Here is a 19,821-nt window from a genome sequence, read left to right on the forward strand (position 1 = left end):
TGAATCAATAACAAGATATTGAAATTTCTTAGTAGAAATGCATTCAAGAAATTTATGCACACGATTATGGTGCGGCGCGTCAAAATCGCTTGACTCCCCCAATCAATTGCGTGAAAATTCGCCCTGTTGCGGTGCACAATAAAGAGTTTCGTTGCTATTCGACGGAAAAAACCTGCCTCACCGGTCCAAGCAACATTTCATCCACTGTACGCATTGAATTTTGGAGATCCACATGTTTGCAATTCCTGAGCAGTTCTCGAACGCCACCAAAGCCAACCTGGAATCGCAGTTCGCCCTGTTTTCCTCGCTGACCACCAAGACCTTCGAAAGCGTCGAGAAGCTGGTCGACCTGAACATCAGCACTGCCCGCAATACCCTGGAAACCTCGTCGAACGTCGCTCGCCAGCTGCTGAGCGCCAAGGATCCGCAGGAATTCTTCTCGGTGACCGCTTCGCAGGCCCAGCCGACCGCCGAGACCGCCCTGTCCTACAGCCGCCAGCTCGCCTCGATCGCCACCAGCACCGGCGCCGAGTTCTCGAAGGCCGCCGAAGGCCAGATCGTCGAAGCCAACCGCAAGGTGATCTCGCTGGTCGACGAAGTGAGCAAGAACGCCCCGGCCGGTTCGGAAAGCTATGTCGCCGCCGTCAAGACCGCGATCAGCAACGCCAACGCCGGCTACGAGCAGTTCAGCAAGACCACCAAGCAGGCCGTCGAAGCCATCGAGACGAACCTGAACGCCGCCGTGAACCAGTTTTCGGCGACCGCCCGCAAGGCAAGCAACACCGCCACTGCTGCGACTGCCGCCGCTGCGGCCTAAGCTGCGCGTCGTAAAGTAAAAAGCCGGAAGGGCGACCTTCCGGCTTTTTTGCGTTTGCGGCGACTAATTGGGTTGGTAGGGTGGACCGGGCCACGAAAGGCGGGTCTCCCGTCCGCGCGTTCAAATCCCATTCGCACAGACGTATCGGCGGTTCATCGTGTAGTTGAACGCGCGGACGGCAGAGCCGTCCACCCTACTCGCCGAGATACGCCGCCTGGACGCGCGGATCATTGAGCATCGCCGCCGCATCCCCCGTCATGGTCAGGCTGCCCGACTCCATCACATAACCCCGGTGCGCCGCCTGCAGCGCCAGTTTCGCATTCTGCTCGACCAGCAGGATGGTGATGCCCTGCTGCGACACATCGCGGATCACCTCGAAGATCTTCTCGACCATGATCGGCGACAGCCCCATGGAGGGCTCGTCCAGCAGCAGCAGGGTCGGGTGGCACATCAGGGCGCGCGCCATCGCCAGCATCTGCTGCTCGCCGCCCGAGAGCGTGCCGGCCAGCTGGCTTGCGCGTTCCTTCAGGCGCGGGAAGACCGCGTACCACTTCTCGATATCGTCCGCGATGCCCGCCTTGTCATTGCGCGTGTACGCGCCCATGAGCAGGTTCTCGTGGATGCTCATGCGGGTGAACACGCCCCGCCCTTCCGGCACCATGGCAAGCTTCTGCTGCACCATGCGGAAGGATGGCGTGCCCTTCAAGGGCTGGCCGAGGTAGAGGATCTCGCCCTCGACCTTGCACGGCGGGAGGGTGCCGGTGATCGCTTTCAGGGTGGTGGTCTTGCCGGCGCCGTTGGCGCCGATCAGGGTCACCAGCTCGCCCCGGTTCACTTCCAGGTCCAGTCCCTTGACCGCCTTGATGCCGCCATAGGCCACCTTCAGGCCGGCCACTTTCAGGATAGTGTCAGTCATTCGTGCGCTCCGCCGAGGTAGGCCTTGATCACGGCCTCGTTCTTCTGGATCTCGGAGGGTAGCCCTTCGGCGATCTGCTTGCCGTATTCGAGCACCGTGATGCGGTCGCACAGGCCCATCATGAGCTTGACGTCGTGCTCGATCAGCAGCACGGTCTTGCCGTCGTTTTTGATTTTCACGAGCAGCTCGCGCAGGGCCAGCTTCTCGGTGGCGTTCATGCCGGCCGCCGGCTCGTCCAGCGCCAGCAGCAGCGGCTCGGTCGCCAGCGCGCGGGCGATCTCGAGGCGGCGCTGGTCGCCATAGGAAAGGTATTTGGCGGTGCGTCCGGCGTACTGGCCGATGCCGACGAAATCGAGCAGTTCCTGGGCGCGCCGGCGGATCGCCGCCTCTTCCTCGCGCGCAGCCTTGTGGCGGAAGATCGCGCCGAACACGCCCTGGCGGGTGCGCACGTGGCGGCCCACCATCACGTTCTCGAGCGCCGTCATCTCGCCGAACAGGCGGATGTTCTGGAAGGTGCGCGCGATGCCGGCCCTGGCCACTTCGTGCGGGGCCGAGGGCGAATACGGTTTGCCGGCCAGCTCGAAGCTGCCGCTGTCGGGCTGGTAGAGGCCCGTGATCACGTTGAAGAAGGTGGTCTTGCCGGCGCCGTTCGGGCCGATCAGGCCGACGATCTGGCCGCGCGCGATGCGGATGCCGACGTCGGTCAGCGCCTGCAGGCCGCCGAAACGCTTGTTGACGCCGGAGATGTTCAGCAGCAGCTCGCTCATGCCTTCACCTCCTCTTCTTCCTCGCGCGCCAGGGCCGCGTTCGGCCGCTCCTCGCGGTTCGGCGACGGCCACAGGCCGGCCGGATTGAACAGCATGATCAGGACCAGCGCCAGGCCGTAGAGCAGCTGGCGCAGCACCTCGGCTTCGATGACGACGGCGCCGAACAGCGCCAGCTGGGCCGGTTCGACCACGTGACGCAGTACTTCCGGCAGCCCCGCCAGCAGCACGCCGCCCAGCACCACGCCGGGGATGTGGCCGATCCCGCCCAGCACCACCATGGCCAGCACGGCGATCGATTCCTTCAGCTCGAAGGAATCGGGCGACACGAAGCCCTGGAAGGCGCCGAACATGGCGCCGGCCACGCCGCCGAAACTCGCGCCCATGGCGAAGGCCAGCAGCTTGACGTTGCGGGTGTTGATGCCCATGGCCTTGGCCGCGATCTCGTCCTCGCGGATCGCCACCCAGGCACGGCCCAGGCGCGAATGCTGCAGGCGGGAGGTCGTGAAGATGGTGACGATGGTCAGCAGCAGGAACAGGAAGTAATAGGCGTTCACCGAGGGCATGGCATAGCCGCCGATCTGCACCACGCCCCCCTCCCCGTGCAGCGAGACGCCGAACACGCGGATCGGGTCGATCATGTTGATGCCCTGCGGCCCGTTGGTGAAGTTGATCGGGTCGTTCAGGTTGGTCATGAAGATGCGGATGATCTCGCCGAAGCCCAGCGTCACGATGGCGAGATAGTCGCCGCGCAGCTTCAGGGTCGGGGCCCCCAGCAGCGCGCCGAACAGGCCGGCGACGACCGCCGCCAGCGGCACGATCGCCCACACCGACAGGTGGATGCCGTTCTGCTGGATCTCGGGACCGAAGAAGGCCACCAGGGCTTCGCCCAGCGCGGGCGAATAGTAGATGAGCGATTCCAGCAGGCTTGCAAACTGCGGCGAGGAGAACAGGCCGACGAGATAGGCGCCGACCGCGAAGAAGGCGATGTAGCCCAGGTCGAGCAGGCCGGCGAAGCCGACCACGATGTTCAGGCCCAGCGCCAGCATGATGTAAAGCAGCGCGAGGTCGACGATGCGCACCCAGGAATCGCCGAACTGGGAAGCGACGAAGGGGAAGACCAGCATCAGGACCAGCACCGCCGCCATGCTGGCATAGGCCTGGCGCGGCTTGTGCTGGATGTCGAAAGTCAGGAGTGCCATATCGTGTCCTCCCTCTTCAGGCGCGGTCCGCCACGCGCTCGCCCATGATGCCCGAGGGGCGCAGGGTCAGCACGAGGATCAGCACGACGAAGGCGAAGATGTCCTGGTAGTGGCTGCCCAGGAAGCCGCCGGTGAGGTCGCCGATGTAGCCGGCGCCGAGCGCTTCGATGATGCCCAACAGGATGCCGCCGATCATGGCGCCGTAGATGTTGCCGATCCCGCCCAGCACCGCGGCGCAGAAGGCTTTCATCCCCGGCAGCACGCCCATGGTGAAGGTGATCGAGGCATAGTTGGCGCCCCACATCACGCCGGCCACGGCGGCCAGCGCGGCGCCGATGGCGAAGGTGGCCACGATCACGCGGTTCGAATCGACGCCCATCAGGCCGGCCACGCGCGGATTCTCGGCCACGGCGCGCATCGCCCGGCCCATCCTGGTGCGTTCGACCAGCAGGACCAGGGCGACCATGGACAGCGCCGCCAGCACCAGCAGCAGGATCTGGGTGTGCGAGATCAGCGCCCCGCCGATGTTCACCGGTTCCGGCGAGAGCAGCTGCGGGAAAGGCAGCGGGCTGCGGCCCCAGATCATCATGGCGAAGGTCTGCAGCAGGATCGACACGCCGATCGCCGTGATCAGGGGCGCCAGGCGCGGCGCATTGCGCAGCCGGCGGTAGGCGACCCGCTCGATCACGATGTTCACCAGCACGGCCACGGGAATCGCGCCGAGGATGGCGATGGCCAGCTGCAACCCGCCGGACAGGCCGGGCGCATGGGTCTCGAGCAGCTTGAGGATGGTCAGGCCGATCATGGCGCCGACCATGAGCACGTCGCCGTGGGCGAAGTTGATCAGGTTGAGCACCCCGTAGACCATGGTATAGCCGAGGGCGATCAGGGCATACATGCTGCCCAGCACCAGGCCGTTGAGGATTTGTTGAAGGAAGGTTTCCAGCATTGCGCGTTAGTCTCCGGCGAAATTGAAAACGGCACTGCCGGGTCGCCCCGCAGTGCCGTTTCTGGCCTGGCGTTCATGTTCCGATGGCCGCCATCATAACTTGGCAAATGGAAAACTAATACCGGAAAACGTGCTCTTCCAGCAAATTTGCTTCTTGTACAGACAGCTCAGGCGCTTTCCGCGCGCGCGCCGTCCAGGCCCTTCGGCAGCGGGAACACGACGTGCTCCTCGACGCCCTCGAGGGCGCGCACGCTGGCCGCGCCCAGTTCCTTCAGGCGGTCGATCACGGCCTGCACCAGCACTTCCGGGGCCGAGGCGCCGGCGGTGACGCCGATGCGCTTCTTGCCTTCGATCCAGGCCGGGTCGATCTTGCTCGCGTTATCGACCATATAGGCCGGGGTACCCTTCTTCTCGGCCACTTCGCGCAGGCGGTTCGAGTTCGAGCTGTTCGGGCTGCCGACCACGATCACCACCTCGACCTGCGGCGCCAGGAACTTCACGGCCTCCTGGCGGTTGGTGGTGGCGTAGCAGATGTCGCCCTTCTTCGGCTCGATGATGTTCGGGAAGCGCGCCTTCAGTGCCGCGATGATGTCCTCGGTATCGTCGACCGACAGGGTGGTTTGCGACACATAGGCCAGCTGGTCCGGATTGTTGACTACCAGCGTGGCGATGTCCTCGACGGTCTCGACCAGGTGCATGCCCTCTTCCGCCTGGCCCATGGTGCCTTCGACTTCCGGATGGCCGTCGTGGCCGATCATGATGATCTCGCAGCCCTGCTTGCGCATCTTCGCCACTTCCACGTGGACCTTGGTCACCAGCGGGCAGGTGGCATCGAAGATGGTGAGGCCGCGCGCCTCGGCGTCCGCACGCACGGCCTTGGAGACGCCGTGGGCCGAGAACACCAGGGTATTACCGGCAGGAACATCTTCCAGTTCCTCGATGAAGATCGCGCCCTTGTTGCGCAGGTCTTCCACAACATAGGCGTTGTGCACGATCTCGTGGCGCACATAGATCGGGGCGCCGAACTGGCGCAGCGCGCGCTCGACGATCTCGATGGCGCGGTCGACGCCGGCGCAGAAGCCGCGCGGCTGGGCGAGGAGGATTTCGTTTTCCATGAGTTCCATGTTCCTGTTTACAGAACTGAGATCAGTTTCACTTCGAAACGCAGGGCCTGGCCGGCCAGCGGGTGGTTGAAGTCGAACAATGCGGTGGTCTCGCGCATTTCCAGCAGCACGCCGGCGAAGCGGCCGCCCTTCGGCGCATTGAATTCGATCAGCTCGCCTACCTTGTAGTCGGCGTCCGGCACCGAGTTCTCTTCCAGCGTCGCCTTCGAGACCGCCTGGATCAGCTCCGGATTGCGCTCGCCGAAGGCGTCCGCCGCGCTCAGCTCGAAAGTTTCGTGGGCGCCTTCCGGCAGGCCGATCAGGCGCGACTCGAGGAACGGTGCCAGCTGGCCCTGGCCCAGCAGCAAGGTGGCTGGGGTGCCGCTGAAGGTAGTGATGAGATCAGTACCGTCGGCGGTAGCAAGCCGATAATGCAGGGTCAGATAGGAGGATGCGTTGACGACGGGTGCGTTGGACATGTTCTTTGTGGTGTCTGGCAGGCCTGATTCAGGCAAACCGCTATTTTACCGCTACTGGGCCGGGGCCGCGCCGCGACGCCGCAGCCCGACCCATTTTTTGGCAAGGATCCCACATGAGAATCACGGAATGGCCGGAAGAGCAGCGCCCGCGCGAACGGCTGCTGCGCGCCGGCGCCACTGCCCTGTCGGATACGGAACTGCTGGCGATCTTCCTGCGCGTCGGCGTGGCCGGCAAAAGCGCGGTGGCGCTGGCGCGCGACATGCTCGAGCATTTCGGCTCGCTGCACCGGCTGCTGCACGCCTCCTCCAGCGAATTCGGCCGGCTGCACGGACTCGGGCCGGCCAAGTATGCCCAGCTGCAGGCGGCCATCGAGCTGACCCGGCGCGCGGTAGGCGAGGAATTCCAGCGCACCGGGCTCTGCTCTCCGGACGCGGTGCGCCACTACCTGCGCAACCAGTTCGCCCTGCAGACCCACGAATCCTTCGTGGTGCTCTTCCTCGACGTGAAGAACCGCCTGATCCGTTCCAGTGAAATGTTTCGCGGGACGCTGACCCATACCAGCGTCTACCCGCGCGAGGTGGTGAAGGCGGCGCTGCACTGCAATGCCGCCGGCGTGATCCTGGCGCACAACCACCCCTCGGGCGTGGCGGAGCCGAGCGAGGCCGATTTGCGGCTGACGTCAGCGTTGGCGCAGGCGCTGGCGCTGGTCGACATCCGGGTGCTCGACCACTTCGTGGTGGCCGGCACGCAGGTGCATTCCTTTGCCGAGCACGGACAGCTTTGATCAGGGCTGAAGCAGATCCTTGAGCTTGCTCAGGTCGAGGAACTGGGTGTAATTGTTGATTGAACTCGCGACGTCCTGATTCGACATCAGCTCAAGCATGGCAACTTCCCCCAGCGCCCCGAAGGCTTCTTCCATCCTCGCCTTCCGGTTTTGTGGGCCGGCGGCGAGCACCTGTCCGGGACAGGTGACGGAAATCAGGCGGGAGACAAGGGCCGCCAACTGCTTGTCGGTGTCGGTGCGTACTTCTGGCGTCACGGCGCTCAGGTTGCGCATTTCAGGATGGGCTGTCATCGCCATAAACATCCAGCGGGCCAAGAGCTTGCGGTCCTTACCAGTCGTATTGTCTTTCATACACTCAGCCAAGGGATTGGACGTGGCTTGGGCATGGACCGCCGGCGGCAGTAGAAAAGCGAGGCCGAGAAGGAGGGGAACTAGGAGACGCATGCAGTAACTCAAAGAAAGATGGGCAGACAGTCGAATGTAGCATGCATGCATCGAAAGCGACTAATCGTCTTGGGTAGGCAAGACATCGATAGGGTAAACAACCGCGGCGAGTACTGAAAACCAGCCTTAACCGAGCTCATCCTAAATTGTTAAATTTGGCCTCAGTTAAAAGACACCATTGTTTTTCGCAAGTGATTGATTTGCTTTCGGTTTTCACGCTATACTCTCGTTTTTCCAATCCTGGATATTCTTAAGGAGTGCACTATGGCACGTGTCTGCCAAGTTACCGGCAAGGGAGTGATGGTTGGCAACAACGTCTCCCACGCTAACAACAAAACCAAGCGTCGTTTCCTGCCGAACCTGCAGAACCGCCGCATCTACGTGGAATCGGAAAACCGCTGGGTCTCCCTGCGTCTGTCCAACGCCGGTCTGCGTGTGATCGACAAGCTCGGCATCGACGCCGTGCTGGCCGACATGCGTGCCCGTGGCGAAAAAGTTTAATTAGGGAGCTATCATGGCAAAAACTGGCCGCGACAAAATCAAGCTGGAATCGACCGCAGGTACCGGTCACTTCTACACCACCACCAAGAACAAGCGCACCATGCCGGCGAAGATGGAAATCACCAAATTCGACCCGAAGGCACGCAAGCACGTGATCTACAAGGAAACCAAGATCAAGTAATCGATCTTGCTTCTCCCGAAAAAGCCGCCGTCCTCGACTGGCGGCTTTTTTATTTGCGGCGGCGCGAACGCAACACTTCCTGACGCGACGCAGCACGCACGCGTGCATATATTGCAATTCCCGCTGGACCGTGGAAGGATGGGGCGTCGCGACTCTCCCGCCGAGCAGCATGCGCCCCTTCCTCTCCCTTCTCGCCGCCTGCACCCTGTGCGCCCAGGCGGCCCCGCCCGACAGTCCGGACAGATTGCAGACCGTCGAGGTCAAGTCCACCCATCACCGCCTCGTCCCCTACAAGGAGCTGTTCTATCCGATGGCCAAGGCGGTCCAGCAGGGCTTGCGGGGCCGCGCCGTGCTGGCCGTCCAGTTGCGCGCCGCCCGCGCCGGCGTGCGCACCGACGACCTGTCCGTCTGGCTCGAAGGCGGCGGCGAATCGCTCCCGGTACGCGCTGGCGAGCACGGGCTCTACGTGGTGCCGGTCGAGGACCGCATCGCCCAGCAGGATGGCAGCTTTTCGATCAACAAGAACCCCAGGGACCTGCGCACCAACCTGGTCCTGATTCCGACCCTGCCGCCTGACGCCTGGACCATCGGCGAAGTGCGGAGTCTGCTGCGCGACGTGCGCGCGACCATGGAGCCGCTCGTCCCCTGGCACCATCGCCTGCTGGCCTGGGCCTTCACGCGCCGGCTCGGCGTCTCCGTCTGCAGCGGTTCGCCGCTCGCCCAGGTCGAGGTGCACGACGGCGGCCAGGTGCTGGCCCGCTTTCCGACCAGCGAACCGGCGCGCAACCACGCCAACGCCCCGGTCTACTGCCACCGCTTCACCGGCAACGAAAACTTCGATCCGCGCGCCCGCCTCGTGCTGCCGGAAGATGCGCAAGTTCTCCTGATCTAGCTACTTGACCACAATGAAAAACGGCTCCCCGAAGGGAGCCGTCGCCACTATGCTTTAAAAAGCAGCTTATGCGTAGCTGCGCAGGCGCAGCGAGAAGTCCTGCAGCGACTTGATGCCCGAGGCTTCGGCGCGCGTGCACCAGTCCTGCAGCTGCTGCAGCAGCTGGTCGCGGGTGGAGTGCGAACGTTCCCAGATCGCGCCCAGTTCCACGCGCATCTGGTGCATGGTTTCCAGTGCCTTGCTGTGCTGGAACAGCTCGACCAGTTGCTGCTTCTGCGACAGTTCCAGCTTGCCCGGCTCGCGCTGCATCAACTTGCGCGAGCTCTTCAGGAAGCGCGACTCCAGCTCGGCCTTGTGCTTCAGGTGCTCGAATTCCTCACGGAAAGCGTGGCGCACCGACTTCGCATATTTCGCCATCACGTCGTAGCGGTTGGCGATCACCGACTGCAAGGTCTCGAGGTCGGCGACCAGCTTGTCCTTGGCGAATTCCGGCTTCGGCGCAACCTTCTTCACCTTGGCCAGGCGCAGGGTTTCCAGGATACGGATATAGCCCCAGCCCAGGTCGAACTCGTACCACTTGCTCGACAGCTTGGCCGAGGTGGCGAAGGTGTGGTGGTTGTTGTGCAGTTCTTCGCCACCGATCAGGATGCCGAAGGGAATGATGTTGGTGGCCGCATCGCTGCAGTCGTAGTTGCGGTAGCCCCAGTAGTGGCCGATGCCGTTGATGATGCCCGCCGCGGTGATCGGGATCCACATCATCTGCACGGCCCAGACCGAGATACCGACGATGCCGAACAGCGCGAAGTCGATCAGCAGCATCAGCACCACGCCCATGGCGCTGTGCTTCGAGTAGACATTGCGCTCGATCCAGTCATCCGGCGTGCCATGGCCATACTTCTCCATGGTCTCCTTGTTCTTGCTTTCAGCGCGGTACAGTTCGGCGCCCTCGAAAAACACCTTCTTGATGCCGCGGGTCTGCGGGCTGTGCGGGTCTTCCTCGGTATCGCACTTGGCGTGGTGCTTGCGGTGGATCGAAGCCCATTCCTTGGTAACCTGGCCGGTGGTCATCCACAGCCAGAACCGGAAGAAATGGCTCGGGATGGCGTGCAGCTCGAGCGCGCGGTGCGCCTGGTGACGGTGCAGGTAGATCGTCACGGCTGCGATCGTGATGTGCGTCAGCCCCAGCGTGACAAAGAAGACTTGCCAGCCGGTGAGGTCGAGCAGGCCGGTGGACAGGAAGATCAGCACGGCTTGCACGGGTTCGCTACTCAAGAAATTCATTCAGTCTCCATGGATAGTACGTCGGCACGTCGTTTCGTTGGCGACGGCCCGCAACCGATCATTTTACGCGGTTCCAGTGACGCACGGCATGTTCAAGTGCCCTATTTCACTGTGATTCGCCCATATTTGGAGTACGCGCCACAACTGATGTTATATGCGCATCGAGTAGGCGCGTATCAATAGACGGATGACCAAGTTTTATCTGACCGGATTCGACCAGGGCATAGATTTTCTTGTTGACGTCCGAAATCGGCCCGCCCTGCCCGTTCTCCGGATCGCCCAGCCAGAAGCCGACTTCGAGCTCGTAGCCGTCGGCAGCAAAGGCGTTCAGCAGCACGTTCGGGGCCGGCGCCTCGAGCACGCGCGGCACGCCCTTGGGTTGGGCTTCCAGCAGCGGCATCACGACAGACAGGTCGCTGTCGTAGGACACCGTCAGTTTCGTCACCGCACGCACATTGCGGTTGGTGGAAGACTGGTTCAGCACGACGCCGGTAATCAGCATTTCGTTCGGCAGCAGGGTCTGGGTGCCGTCGGTGCTGCGCAGCACCGTGTAGCGCGTATTGATGCGCGCGACCTTGCCGGAATACTTGTCGATGGTGATCGGGTCGCCGATGGTCAGGCTGCGTTCCAGCAGAATGATGAACCCGGAAACATAGTTACTGGCAATACGCTGCATGCCGAGACCGAGGCCGACGCCGAGCGCGCCGCCGAAGACGGACAACACGGTGAGATCGAGCCCTGCCAGCGAGAGGCTGAACAGCACGGCAACAAGGATCAGTACGGCACGGCTCATGCGCGCCAGTACGACCTTGAGCGAGCTATGCATGCGCTCGACCTTCATGAGGCGCTCTTCCAGCGCGGCGCCGGCCCACATGGCCAGCATCATGAGCACCACGATGGACACGATGCCTTCCACGAGGTCCGCCAGGCTGATCTTGTGCTTCCCGACCGGGAGGAAGGTGTTGTCGAAGATGCGGATCACATCCGGCAGCACGCCCGTGATGTGAAGCGCCACGCCCAGCCAGACCACGAGCGCGAAGATCTTCTCGAAGGTTTGCAGTGCTTCGCCCAGTTGCCCGCGGCGTGCGAAGACGCGGCGCAGCAGGTAGAAGACGGTGCGGATCACCGCCAGCGAAGACGACAGCGGCACCGCCACGTCGAGCAGGTGCACGCTCTGGTAGCGCGCCATCACGGCGCGCGTCGTTACCAGCAGGCCGAAGATCAGCAACGGCGGCAGCACGCGGCTGAAGCTCCCCATGCCCAGCCCGATCAGGCCGGTGTGTTCACGGTTATGCAGCCAGGAACGGTGCATCAGCCGCGCCAGGCCCCAGCCGACCGCCACGCACAGGACGATCGCGAGCGCCTGCCACAGGATGGCAGGCTGGTGGATGTCGCCGAGCAGGTCGGCCAGCAGTTGCTGGAGCGGCATGTGTCGGCGTTATTCCTCTGCTTGCGGGATTTCCGACGCGTCGGCCGGCGACTCCACGGCAGGCGCTTTTGCCTTTGCCTTGCGCTGCAGCACGGCGGCGAAGAAACCGTCGGTCTGGTGCTTGTGCGGCAGCATCTTGAGATACTGATCCATTTCCAGCGGGATCTTCTGCTCTTCCAGCACCTGGTTCATCGGCACCAGCTCGAAGTCTGGATGGGTGGACAGGAATTGCTCGACGATGACGTCGTTCTCTTCGTTCAGCAGGCTGCAGGTGGCGTACACGAGGCGGCCGCCGGTTTTCACCAGGCGCGCGGCGCCGTCCAGGATCGAGGCCTGCTTTTCCTGCATCTCGGCAACGGCTTCCGGCTTCTGGCGCCACTTGACGTCCGGATTGCGGCGCAGGGTGCCCAGGCCGCTGCAGGGCGCGTCGACCAGCACGCGGTCGATCTTGCCGGCCAGGCGCTTGATCTTGGCGTCGCGCTCGTGCGCGATCAGCACCGGATGCACGTTCGACAAGCCGCTACGCGCCATGCGCGGTTTCAGCTTGGCCAGGCGCTTGTCCGAGACGTCGAAGGCGTACAGGCGGCCGGTGTTGCGCATGGTCGCTCCCAGCGCCAGGGTCTTGCCGCCGGCGCCCGCGCAGAAGTCGACCACCATCTCGCCGCGGCGCGCACCGACGATTTGTGCCAGCACCTGGCTGCCTTCGTCCTGCACCTCGATGGCGCCTTCCTTGAACAGCGGCAGGTTCTGCAGCGCAGGCTTTTTCAGGACGCGCAGGCCCAGCGGCGCATACGGCATCGGCTCAGCCGCGATCGGGGCCTTGGCCAGCTCGGCGATCACATCGTCGCGGTTGGCCTTGATGGAGTTGACGCGCAGGTCCAGCGGCGCCGGGGTGTTCAGGACCGCGGCCAGTTGCAGCGCTTCCTGTTCGCCGAACTGGGCTACCAGCTTGTCGTACAGCCAGCCCGGCAGGTTTGCCTGGGTCTGCGGCGGCAGCAGGGAACGGTCGACTTCCTTGACACGGGTAAGGAGGTGGGTCTCGTCCTCGCTCAGGCCGCCCAGGGCGTCGATGCCGGCGGTTTCGGCCAGGCCCAGCAGGGCCAGCTTACGCATCGAGGGCGTATTACCGGCGCCGGCGAAATCGGTGAAGAAGGATTTGTTGCGCAGCACGGCATACACGGCCTCGGCGATGACGCCGCGTTCGCGGCCGCCGAAACGGGGGTGGTCCTTGAAGTAGCGCGACAGGGTGACGTCGGCGGGCGACGTGAAGCGCAGGATCTCGCGCAATACTTCTTCGGTATTGGCGATGATCGCTGGAGGCAATCTCATGGTGTTCCTTAGTTTAAATGCTTGTGGTTTCGGCGGGCGCATCGTCCAGGATGCGCACTTCACCGTTTTCAATCTTGAGCCTGTCTTCGACGAAGAGGCGCACCGCATGCGGGTAGAGCTTGTGTTCCTCGACCAGCACGCGGGCAGACAAGGTGTCCTCGGTATCGCCCGGCAGCACCGGCACCCGGGCCTGCGCCACGACCGGCCCATGGTCGAGCTCGGCGGTAACGAAGTGGACGGTCGCGCCGTGTTCCTTCTCGCCGGCGTCCAGCGCCTGCTGGTGCGTGCCGAGGCCCGGGAACAGCGGCAGCAGCGAAGGGTGGATATTCAGCATGCGGCCCTCATAATGTTCCACGAAGGGCGCGGTCAGGATGCGCATGAAACCGGCCAGCACGACCAGGTCGGGGGCGAACCGGTCGATGGCTTCCTGCAGGGCCGCATCGAACTCGGCGCGGGAGGAGTATTCCTTGTTCGCCACCACGGCCGTCGGGATGCCACGGGCACGGGCGAATTCCAGGCCCTTGGCTTCCGGTTTATTGCTGATCACCGCCGCGATGCGGGCCGGCCATCCCTGGCTTTCCGCCGCGCGCACGACCGCTTCCATATTGCTGCCACGGCCGGAAATGAGGATCACGATGTTTTTCATAGCCGGCATTGTACCGTATCGCCGGTCGGCAATCGTCGCCGGCGAGGCCTGGAAGCCTGCCCGGATGCGGCCTAGATGGTATCCGTCGCGGGAATGGCGAAGGAGTAGAATACGCGGAAGGGGACTTTCTTCTCGGCCCAGAATTCGGCTGCGTCGCGGAACACGTCGAGCAGGTTCTCGCGCGCTTCCTTGTCGAATTTCTGTGCGCTGGGCAGTTGTTCGAGGACGACGAGGAAACCCGGCTGCGGTCCTGCTTCGCTGACGGTCTCGGTCAGGCAGGTACGCAGGGCATCGAAATTCTTGCTGCAAGGTTTGGGGAAATAGAAGTTTTCGCCGATACGGGCGCAGACTTGTTGTTTGGTCAGGGTATTTGCGCAATGCGCATACAGGAAGTGATGACCGAGGCGCGCAGCCTCCTGCTGCAGCTCGGCGACGCGGAACGCGCGGATCGACTGCACAAGATTGGGCGGCACTCTCATCAACAAACTCATTTTTTCCTCAAGATGACCAGCTCGATGTCATGTGGCACTGAACTTTCGGGCGCCACGCCTGGTGGCGGTTGGCATCCGCCTGTCTTTTCTCTCCCGACTATCGTTTCCACGCGCCAATAAACCCCTTAGTGTGTAAGGGTAACGTTTTGTGGTATGGGAAGCAACCCAAATGTGATCTCAGGAATCTCATTTGTAAGAATTGGTAGGGGTGCATAGGCCCGGATATGCCCCTTTTCGACAGCTCTGCCATTCTGGCAAGGCGGCTTCCGGCAGGCCGTCCCTGTTACATTTTGTTGCCACCGGGATTCGAGCGTTACCTGAGATGGGATTACCATAGGAGACATGAAAGTCCGGTCGGCTCCCAACCCCGCCAGACGACGAAAAGATCGCCCCGATACGAACTCCATTGCGAGGTAGACCATGAACCTGAACGTCAAACTGATCATCGCCACACTGGGCATCAGCGCCCTGCCGTTGGCCCAGGCCCAGACGTCGTACTCTGAATTTGAAGATTTCGGCCGCGTCGTCCGCGTCCAGCCGCGCGTCGAACAGATCCGCACGCCGCGTGAAGAATGCCGTACCGAATATGTGCAGGTGCCGGTGCAGCAGCAACGCGGCGTCGGCGGCGGCATTGTCGGCGGTGTCGTCGGCGGCCTGCTGGGCAACCAGGTCGGCAGCGGCAGCGGCCGTGTCGCCGCGACGGCGGCCGGCGCGATTGCCGGCGCCATGATCGGCGACCGCTCGGAGAACGCCAACCGTCCGCAAGGCGTGCAGGAGCAGGCCGTGCGCCAGTGCCGCGTGGTCGACGCCTACGAGTCGCGCACGAATGGCTACGACGTGACCTACGAGTACCGCGGCCAGACCTACACGTCGCTGATGAACCGCGACCCGGGCAACCGCGTGCGCCTGCGCGTCTCGGTGCAGCCGCTCGACGCTTATTAATCTCTTGCCATTTCTCTTTGCGCCGGGACCCAGCGTCCCGGCGTGAACGGAAACCGCGGCGCAAGCCCGTGCTTGCGCTGCGGGAACCCCTCCCCCGATAATAGGGCGATTCAACCAGGTCGCCCTATGCTCATCAAACGCAAATCCATCGAACAGGCCGAATCCTCGCGCCGTCCCGCGCGCAAGCCCAAGTTCGCTCCTGTCACGCTGTCCGAGCAGGACGGCGTCCGCTACCTCCATTTCGGCACCGAGTGGGTGCAGGGCGCAATGCGCATCCGCAAGCCGGATTGGCCGGAACTCGAGTACGCGCAGCAGATGATGGCCTGGATGCTGTTCATCGAAATGCCGCGGGCCATCGCGCAGCTCGGCCTCGGTGCTGCCACATTGACCAAGTTCTGCTATCGCCAGTTCCCGGAATCGACGGTGACTGCCGTCGAGCTCAATGAATCGGTCATCGCCATTTGCAATTCGATGTTCAAGCTGCCGCCCCTCGATGAACGCCTGGACGTGCTCGAGATGGATGCGATGGACTTCGTCCTCGATCCCGCCAACCATGGCGCCTTCGACGTGCTGCAATGCGACCTGTACGACGCTACCGCGCGCGGGCCGGTGCTCGACACGCCCGAGTTCTACCAGGCCTGCAAGGACTGCCTGGCCGACGGCGGCATCATGACGGTCAACCTGTTCGGCGACCACCCGAGCTTTGCCAAGAACATCAAGGCGATGAAGTTCGCCTTCGGGCACGTGATCTGCCTGCCGGAAGTCCACGAGGGCAATGTGGTGGCGCTATGCTTCCGTGATCGTCCGGTGATCGACAAGGAAGCGCTGGCAGCACGCGCTGCGCAGATCGTCGCCGAGACGAAATTGCCGGCGAAATCCTGGGTCAAGGGCATCCTCGCCGCCGCCTGAACTTCTATCCCACCGGGAGCTGAACGTGAACACGCATGCCGTCCCACCCGCCACCGCTGCCAAGGCCCCGCGCCTGCGCACGCTCGACCTGCAGTCCATTTTCTCGTGGCTGCTGGCCGACGGCATCGTCACCAAGGAAAACGTCAAAGCCCAGTTCGCGCAGGCCCAGGGGATCCTGAAGAATGCCGCGGGCTCGATGCATCCGCTGACGGCTGTGGCCCAGTGCAAGCTGGTCTCCGCCCAGCCACCGCATCGTTTGTTGACCCTGGACGTACTGACCGAGTGGTGTGCAACCAAGGTCGGCCTGCCCTTCATCCGCATCGATCCGCTGAAGATCGATTTCACCAAGGTGGCGGACGTGATGTCGGCCAGCTATGCGGCGCGCTTCAATATCCTGCCGGTGGAAATGAGCGGTTCGACGCTGGTCGTCGCGACGGCCGACCCGGCGAATACCGAATGGGAAGCGGAAATCGCCAAGATCTCGCGCCGCAAGATCGAACTGGTGCTGGCCAATCCGCTCGATATCGCCCAGTACATTTCGCAGTTCTTCAGCCTGGCCAAATCGATCCGCGACGCCAACCGCAATACCGGGCAAGACCTGGCGATGCGGAACAACTTCGAACAGCTGGTCGAGCTGGGCAAGGCGAACAAGCAGTTCGATGCGAATGACCAGCACATCGTTAACATTGTCGACTGGCTGTGGGGTTATGCCTTCGAACAGCGCGCATCCGATATTCACCTGGAACCGAAACGCGAATTCGCGGTGATCCGCTTCCGCATCGACGGCGTGCTGCATCAGGTGTATCAGGTGCCGGCGGTCGTCATGATCGCCATGACGGCGCGCATCAAGCTACTTGGCCGGATGGACGTGATCGAGAAGCGGCGGCCCCAGGATGGTCGCATCAAGACCCGGACCGCGGGCGGGCAGGAAGTGGAACTGCGTCTGTCGACGCTGCCGACGGCGTTTGGCGAAAAGCTCGTCATGCGTATCTTCGATCCGGAAGTGGTCGTGAAGACGCTGCCGGAGCTGGGCTTTCCGCCGGACGATGCAGCGCGCTGGGATGCGCTGACCAATCGGCCGCACGGGATCATCCTTGTGACCGGCCCCACGGGTTCGGGCAAGACGACGACGCTGTACACAACGCTGAAGGCCTTGGCGACCAGCGAAGTGAATGTCTGTACCGTGGAAGACCCGATTGAAATGGTCGAGGCCTCGTTCAACCAGATGCAGGTGCAGCCGGGGATCGATCTGTCGTTTGCCGATGGCGTGCGCGCGCTGATGCGGCAAGACCCGGACATCATCATGGTGGGCGAGATTCGCGATCTGCCCACGGCGGAAATGGCGATCCAGGCGGCGCTGACCGGGCACCTGGTGTTTTCGACCTTGCACACGAACGACGCACCATCGGCGGTCGTGCGTTTGATCGAGCTGGGGGTGCCGGATTATCTGCTGGAAGCAACCCTGATTGGCATTATGGCCCAGCGCCTGGTGCGTACGCTCTGCCCCGATTGCAAGGCGCCGGGAGGAGAGCTGAGCGACGAGGTATGGCAGAGCATCGGCGGCGCATGGAATATCCCGAAGCCGGCGACTGTGTACCGGCCCATCGGCTGTCCGGAATGCCGGCAGACGGGCTACCGGGGCCGTACCGGCATCTACGAGCTGCTGACGGTGAGCGAAGGGTTTGCGCACATCGTGCGCGAGTCCGGCGACATCCAGAAGCTGCGCCAGCAGAGCGTGGCGGATGGCATGAAGCCGCTGCGGATTGCCGGTGCGATGAAGGTTGTCGAGGGGGTGACGACGGCCGATGAGGTGCTGAAGGTCACCGCCGCGCTAGTCTGATCGCGAATTGCTCAGGTAGCACTAGCGCAAACCCAAACTGCCGGCTATAATGCTGCCTCTTTCGGGTCGTTAGCTCAGTTGGTAGAGCAGCGGACTTTTAATCCGTTGGTCGCTGGTTCGAGCCCAGCACGGCCTACCAGAATTAGTTGTAGCAGAAACGGCGTCATGAGCGATCATGACGCCGTTTTTGTTTTGTGCTTTCAAAGCAATTATCTTCGAATAAGCGCTAGCCAAGCGACAGACCTCATAGCGAACGAGTTGTGCAGGTGTACGTCCGCTATCGACCCAGGCTGTGTAAAAACGTAGGCCGATGTAAACGAACTCGGCTCGGTAAACGTTGAGTAAGTATCTCATCACTGGGGTTCCAAATGAAGCGATTTATCGAAGGCGAAAATCGTGGGCAAGGGACACTGCTCCCTGAACTTTTGGACGATTACGTGGCTCAGGATAATGCGGTTCGTGTGGTCGATGTATTTGTCGAAGAACTTGATCTTTGCAGTCTCGGATTCGAGCGCGTGCACCCGGCCAAGACTGGACGACCGGCTTACCATCCCGCTGTTCTGCTCAAGCTCTACATTTACGGCTACCTCAATCGCATTCAATCGAGCCGGCGGCTTGAGCGTGAGGCCCAGCGCAATGTCGAGCTGATGTGGCTTACCGGGCGCCTAGCGCCCGATTTCAAAACGATTGCGAACTTCCGAAAAGATAACGGCAAAGCGATCGGCAAGGTCTGCAGGCAGTTCGTCGTGCTGTGCCAGCAGCTGGATCTGTTTTCGGATGCAGTCGTTGCTATCGACGGCAGCAAATTCAAGGCCGTCAACAGCAGCGATCGGAATTTTACCGACGCAAAACTCAAGCGCAGGATGGCAGAGATCGAAGCGAACATCGGTCGCTATCTGGCAGAACTCGATACCGCTGACCGGCAGGAGCCGGCCACTGCACAGTGCAAAAGCGTTCGTCTCAACGACAAGATCGCAGCGATGAAATCTCAGATGGCGACGCTCAAGGAAATTGAAGCGAAGCTGATAGAGACTGGCGAAACGCAGATTTCACTTACCGACCCGGACTCGCGCTCGATGATGACGCGCGGTTCAGGAATTGTTGGCTACAACGTGCAGACCGCAATCGACGCCAAGCATCATTTGATCGTTGAGCATGAGGTGACCAATAACGGCAGCGACCGCGACCAATTGTCAGGCATGGCGAAGAAGGCCCGTGCCGCAATTGGCAAGACAACACTGACGGCAATTGCCGATCGCGGCTACTTCAAGGGAGAAGAAATCCTTGCCTGTCATGAGGCTGGCATCTCAGTCTTGGTGCCTCCTACGAAAACCTCAGGGGCCAAGGCTGACGGCCGATTCGACAAGGCCGACTTCATTTACGACCCATTAGAAAACGAGTATCGCTGCCCAGCAGGCGAGTCCCTGATATGGCGTTTTTCAAGCGTCGAAAAAGGCATGAAGCTGGACCGGTACTGGGGCTCTAACCGCAAGGCTTGCCAGCTGAAGGAGAAGTGCACGCCGAGTACGCAACGGCGAGTGTCCCGCTGGGAGCACCAGCATGTGCTCGACGAGATGCAGATGCACCTTGAGCAAAACCCTGATGCCATGCGAATTCGGCGTTCCTCAGTCGAGCATCCGTACGGGACGGTCAAATCTTGGATGGGGGCGACACACTTCCTGACGAAAGGATTGGAGGGCGTTGCAACCGAGATGAGCCTGCACGTGCTCGCCTATAATTTTCGGAGATTGATAGCGGTACTCGGTATCACCGACATGTTGGCTGCGATCCGGGCCTATGCCCGTTTTCTGCAGTGTTTTAGCTTGCTCTGGCGGCTTCCTTTGCTCGAACTGCCGAACGTGTCGGGCAGAGGTAAGGAGGCGCCACAGCCCTTCCTGGCACTCCACAATTAACCGAAGCC

Annotated in this window: 20 protein-coding genes, 1 tRNA gene and 1 pseudogene; 10 read left to right on the forward strand and 12 right to left on the reverse strand. The window is 62.3% G+C overall.

Annotated features, from left to right (window positions below):
- Positions 1 to 232: 232 nt before the first annotated feature.
- Positions 233 to 817 carry a phasin family protein gene (locus ACQ7JA_RS21565; RefSeq protein ID WP_430901570.1) on the forward strand — a complete coding sequence of 195 codons (585 nt, stop codon included), beginning with the start codon at positions 233 to 235 and terminating at the stop codon, positions 815 to 817.
- 193 nt (positions 818 to 1,010) lie between these two features.
- Here ACQ7JA_RS21565 and ACQ7JA_RS21570 read toward each other — a convergent pair whose 3' ends face one another.
- From ACQ7JA_RS21570 to ACQ7JA_RS21595, 6 genes are all read right to left on the reverse strand, one after another.
- Positions 1,011 to 1,733, reverse strand: coding sequence for an ABC transporter ATP-binding protein (locus ACQ7JA_RS21570; RefSeq protein WP_430901572.1), 723 nt, complete (start codon positions 1,731 to 1,733; stop codon positions 1,011 to 1,013).
- Positions 1,730 to 2,500 carry an ABC transporter ATP-binding protein gene (locus ACQ7JA_RS21575; protein WP_430901574.1) on the reverse strand — a complete coding sequence of 257 codons (771 nt, stop codon included), beginning with the start codon at positions 2,498 to 2,500 and terminating at the stop codon, positions 1,730 to 1,732. Before ACQ7JA_RS21575 ends, ACQ7JA_RS21570 begins: the two co-directional genes overlap by 4 nt.
- Positions 2,497 to 3,699, reverse strand: coding sequence for an ABC transporter permease subunit (locus ACQ7JA_RS21580; protein ID WP_430901576.1), 1,203 nt, complete (start codon positions 3,697 to 3,699; stop codon positions 2,497 to 2,499). The genes ACQ7JA_RS21575 and ACQ7JA_RS21580 overlap by 4 nt, the downstream gene beginning before the upstream one ends.
- Before the next feature lie 16 nt (positions 3,700 to 3,715).
- Positions 3,716 to 4,645, reverse strand: coding sequence for a branched-chain amino acid ABC transporter permease (locus ACQ7JA_RS21585; RefSeq protein WP_430901607.1), 930 nt, complete (start codon positions 4,643 to 4,645; stop codon positions 3,716 to 3,718).
- A 170-nt stretch (positions 4,646 to 4,815) separates the two neighbouring features.
- Positions 4,816 to 5,763, reverse strand: a complete 948-nt coding sequence (ispH, locus tag ACQ7JA_RS21590) for a 4-hydroxy-3-methylbut-2-enyl diphosphate reductase (RefSeq protein WP_430901578.1) — start codon at positions 5,761 to 5,763, stop codon at positions 4,816 to 4,818.
- Positions 5,764 to 5,780: 17 nt separating this feature from the next.
- Positions 5,781 to 6,230 (reverse strand): FKBP-type peptidyl-prolyl cis-trans isomerase, encoded by a 450-nt coding sequence (locus ACQ7JA_RS21595; protein ID WP_430901580.1) that lies wholly within the window; start codon positions 6,228 to 6,230, stop codon positions 5,781 to 5,783.
- A 113-nt stretch (positions 6,231 to 6,343) separates the two neighbouring features.
- Here ACQ7JA_RS21595 and radC point away from each other — a divergent pair, with 113 nt between their 5' ends.
- Positions 6,344 to 7,015, forward strand: a complete 672-nt coding sequence (gene radC / locus ACQ7JA_RS21600; protein ID WP_430901582.1) for a RadC family protein — start codon at positions 6,344 to 6,346, stop codon at positions 7,013 to 7,015.
- Here radC and ACQ7JA_RS21605 read toward each other — a convergent pair whose 3' ends face one another.
- Complete coding sequence (locus ACQ7JA_RS21605) at positions 7,016 to 7,366, reverse strand: hypothetical protein (protein WP_430901584.1); 351 nt, start codon at positions 7,364 to 7,366, stop codon at positions 7,016 to 7,018.
- A 357-nt stretch (positions 7,367 to 7,723) separates the two neighbouring features.
- Here ACQ7JA_RS21605 and rpmB point away from each other — a divergent pair, with 357 nt between their 5' ends.
- The 3 genes from rpmB (at position 7,724) to ACQ7JA_RS21620 (ending at position 9,033) form a co-directional block, all read left to right on the forward strand.
- A complete protein-coding gene (gene rpmB, locus ACQ7JA_RS21610) occupies positions 7,724 to 7,960 on the forward strand; it encodes a 50S ribosomal protein L28 (RefSeq protein WP_005665737.1) in 237 nt (78 codons plus the stop codon).
- Positions 7,961 to 7,973: 13 nt separating this feature from the next.
- Positions 7,974 to 8,141, forward strand: a complete 168-nt coding sequence (gene rpmG, locus ACQ7JA_RS21615) for a 50S ribosomal protein L33 (RefSeq protein WP_005665735.1) — start codon at positions 7,974 to 7,976, stop codon at positions 8,139 to 8,141.
- A 169-nt stretch (positions 8,142 to 8,310) separates the two neighbouring features.
- Positions 8,311 to 9,033: a hypothetical protein gene (locus tag ACQ7JA_RS21620; RefSeq protein ID WP_430901587.1), complete on the forward strand. Its 723-nt coding sequence runs from the start codon at positions 8,311 to 8,313 to the stop codon at positions 9,031 to 9,033.
- Positions 9,034 to 9,099: 66 nt separating this feature from the next.
- On the opposite strand, the gene ACQ7JA_RS21625 is transcribed toward ACQ7JA_RS21620, so the two are convergent.
- The 5 genes from ACQ7JA_RS21625 to ACQ7JA_RS21645 all read right to left on the reverse strand — a co-directional run bounded on the left by ACQ7JA_RS21625 (position 9,100) and on the right by ACQ7JA_RS21645 (position 14,209).
- Positions 9,100 to 10,314 carry a DesA family fatty acid desaturase gene (locus ACQ7JA_RS21625; RefSeq protein WP_430901589.1) on the reverse strand — a complete coding sequence of 405 codons (1,215 nt, stop codon included), beginning with the start codon at positions 10,312 to 10,314 and terminating at the stop codon, positions 9,100 to 9,102.
- Positions 10,315 to 10,420: 106 nt separating this feature from the next.
- Entirely contained in the window at positions 10,421 to 11,743 is a 1,323-nt protein-coding gene (locus ACQ7JA_RS21630) for a mechanosensitive ion channel family protein (RefSeq protein WP_430901591.1), read from the reverse strand.
- 9 nt (positions 11,744 to 11,752) lie between these two features.
- Positions 11,753 to 13,072 (reverse strand): RsmB/NOP family class I SAM-dependent RNA methyltransferase, encoded by a 1,320-nt coding sequence (locus tag ACQ7JA_RS21635; RefSeq protein ID WP_430901593.1) that lies wholly within the window; start codon positions 13,070 to 13,072, stop codon positions 11,753 to 11,755.
- 13 nt (positions 13,073 to 13,085) lie between these two features.
- A complete protein-coding gene (gene purN, locus ACQ7JA_RS21640) occupies positions 13,086 to 13,718 on the reverse strand; it encodes a phosphoribosylglycinamide formyltransferase (RefSeq protein ID WP_430901595.1) in 633 nt (210 codons plus the stop codon).
- A 71-nt stretch (positions 13,719 to 13,789) separates the two neighbouring features.
- Positions 13,790 to 14,209, reverse strand: a complete 420-nt coding sequence (locus ACQ7JA_RS21645; RefSeq protein ID WP_430901597.1) for a barstar family protein — start codon at positions 14,207 to 14,209, stop codon at positions 13,790 to 13,792.
- 420 nt (positions 14,210 to 14,629) lie between these two features.
- Between ACQ7JA_RS21645 and ACQ7JA_RS21650 the strand changes: the two genes are divergently transcribed.
- The 5 genes and pseudogenes from ACQ7JA_RS21650 to ACQ7JA_RS21670 all read left to right on the forward strand — a co-directional run.
- Entirely contained in the window at positions 14,630 to 15,151 is a 522-nt protein-coding gene (locus ACQ7JA_RS21650) for a glycine zipper 2TM domain-containing protein (protein WP_430901599.1), read from the forward strand.
- Positions 15,152 to 15,277: 126 nt separating this feature from the next.
- A complete protein-coding gene (locus ACQ7JA_RS21655; protein WP_430901601.1) occupies positions 15,278 to 16,060 on the forward strand; it encodes a spermidine synthase in 783 nt (260 codons plus the stop codon).
- Positions 16,061 to 16,256: 196 nt separating this feature from the next.
- The gene (locus tag ACQ7JA_RS21660) at positions 16,257 to 17,900 is read left to right on the forward strand and encodes a GspE/PulE family protein (protein ID WP_430901609.1); all 1,644 of its coding nucleotides are present in this window, start codon (positions 16,257 to 16,259) and stop codon (positions 17,898 to 17,900) included.
- A 63-nt stretch (positions 17,901 to 17,963) separates the two neighbouring features.
- Positions 17,964 to 18,039, forward strand: a tRNA-Lys gene (locus ACQ7JA_RS21665).
- Positions 18,040 to 18,268: 229 nt separating this feature from the next.
- Positions 18,269 to 19,696, forward strand: a pseudogene (locus tag ACQ7JA_RS21670) (IS1182 family transposase); the annotation flags it as partial.
- Positions 19,697 to 19,821 lie beyond the last annotated feature (125 nt).

This window comes from Massilia sp. BKSP1R2A-1 (assembly GCF_050586525.1).
In the GTDB taxonomy this organism is placed as follows: Bacteria; Pseudomonadota; Gammaproteobacteria; order Burkholderiales; family Burkholderiaceae_D; genus Telluria.

Coding starts and splice junctions, on each gene's coding strand:
- ACQ7JA_RS21565 (WP_430901570.1), top strand. CDS start 233: ATGTTTGCAATTCCTGAGCAGTTCTCGAACGCCACCAAAGCCAACCTG.
- ACQ7JA_RS21570 (WP_430901572.1), bottom strand. CDS start 1,733: ATGACTGACACTATCCTGAAAGTGGCCGGCCTGAAGGTGGCCTATGGC.
- ACQ7JA_RS21575 (WP_430901574.1), bottom strand. CDS start 2,500: ATGAGCGAGCTGCTGCTGAACATCTCCGGCGTCAACAAGCGTTTCGGC.
- ACQ7JA_RS21580 (WP_430901576.1), bottom strand. CDS start 3,699: ATGGCACTCCTGACTTTCGACATCCAGCACAAGCCGCGCCAGGCCTAT.
- ispH (WP_430901578.1), bottom strand. CDS start 5,763: ATGGAAAACGAAATCCTCCTCGCCCAGCCGCGCGGCTTCTGCGCCGGC.
- ACQ7JA_RS21595 (WP_430901580.1), bottom strand. CDS start 6,230: ATGTCCAACGCACCCGTCGTCAACGCATCCTCCTATCTGACCCTGCAT.
- radC (WP_430901582.1), top strand. CDS start 6,344: ATGAGAATCACGGAATGGCCGGAAGAGCAGCGCCCGCGCGAACGGCTG.
- ACQ7JA_RS21605 (WP_430901584.1), bottom strand. CDS start 7,366: ATGAAAGACAATACGACTGGTAAGGACCGCAAGCTCTTGGCCCGCTGG.
- rpmB (WP_005665737.1), top strand. CDS start 7,724: ATGGCACGTGTCTGCCAAGTTACCGGCAAGGGAGTGATGGTTGGCAAC.
- rpmG (WP_005665735.1), top strand. CDS start 7,974: ATGGCAAAAACTGGCCGCGACAAAATCAAGCTGGAATCGACCGCAGGT.
- ACQ7JA_RS21620 (WP_430901587.1), top strand. CDS start 8,311: ATGCGCCCCTTCCTCTCCCTTCTCGCCGCCTGCACCCTGTGCGCCCAG.
- ACQ7JA_RS21625 (WP_430901589.1), bottom strand. CDS start 10,314: ATGAATTTCTTGAGTAGCGAACCCGTGCAAGCCGTGCTGATCTTCCTG.
- ACQ7JA_RS21630 (WP_430901591.1), bottom strand. CDS start 11,743: ATGCCGCTCCAGCAACTGCTGGCCGACCTGCTCGGCGACATCCACCAG.
- ACQ7JA_RS21635 (WP_430901593.1), bottom strand. CDS start 13,072: ATGAGATTGCCTCCAGCGATCATCGCCAATACCGAAGAAGTATTGCGC.
- purN (WP_430901595.1), bottom strand. CDS start 13,718: ATGAAAAACATCGTGATCCTCATTTCCGGCCGTGGCAGCAATATGGAA.
- ACQ7JA_RS21645 (WP_430901597.1), bottom strand. CDS start 14,209: ATGAGTTTGTTGATGAGAGTGCCGCCCAATCTTGTGCAGTCGATCCGC.
- ACQ7JA_RS21650 (WP_430901599.1), top strand. CDS start 14,630: ATGAACCTGAACGTCAAACTGATCATCGCCACACTGGGCATCAGCGCC.
- ACQ7JA_RS21655 (WP_430901601.1), top strand. CDS start 15,278: ATGCTCATCAAACGCAAATCCATCGAACAGGCCGAATCCTCGCGCCGT.
- ACQ7JA_RS21660 (WP_430901609.1), top strand. CDS start 16,257: ATGCATCCGCTGACGGCTGTGGCCCAGTGCAAGCTGGTCTCCGCCCAG.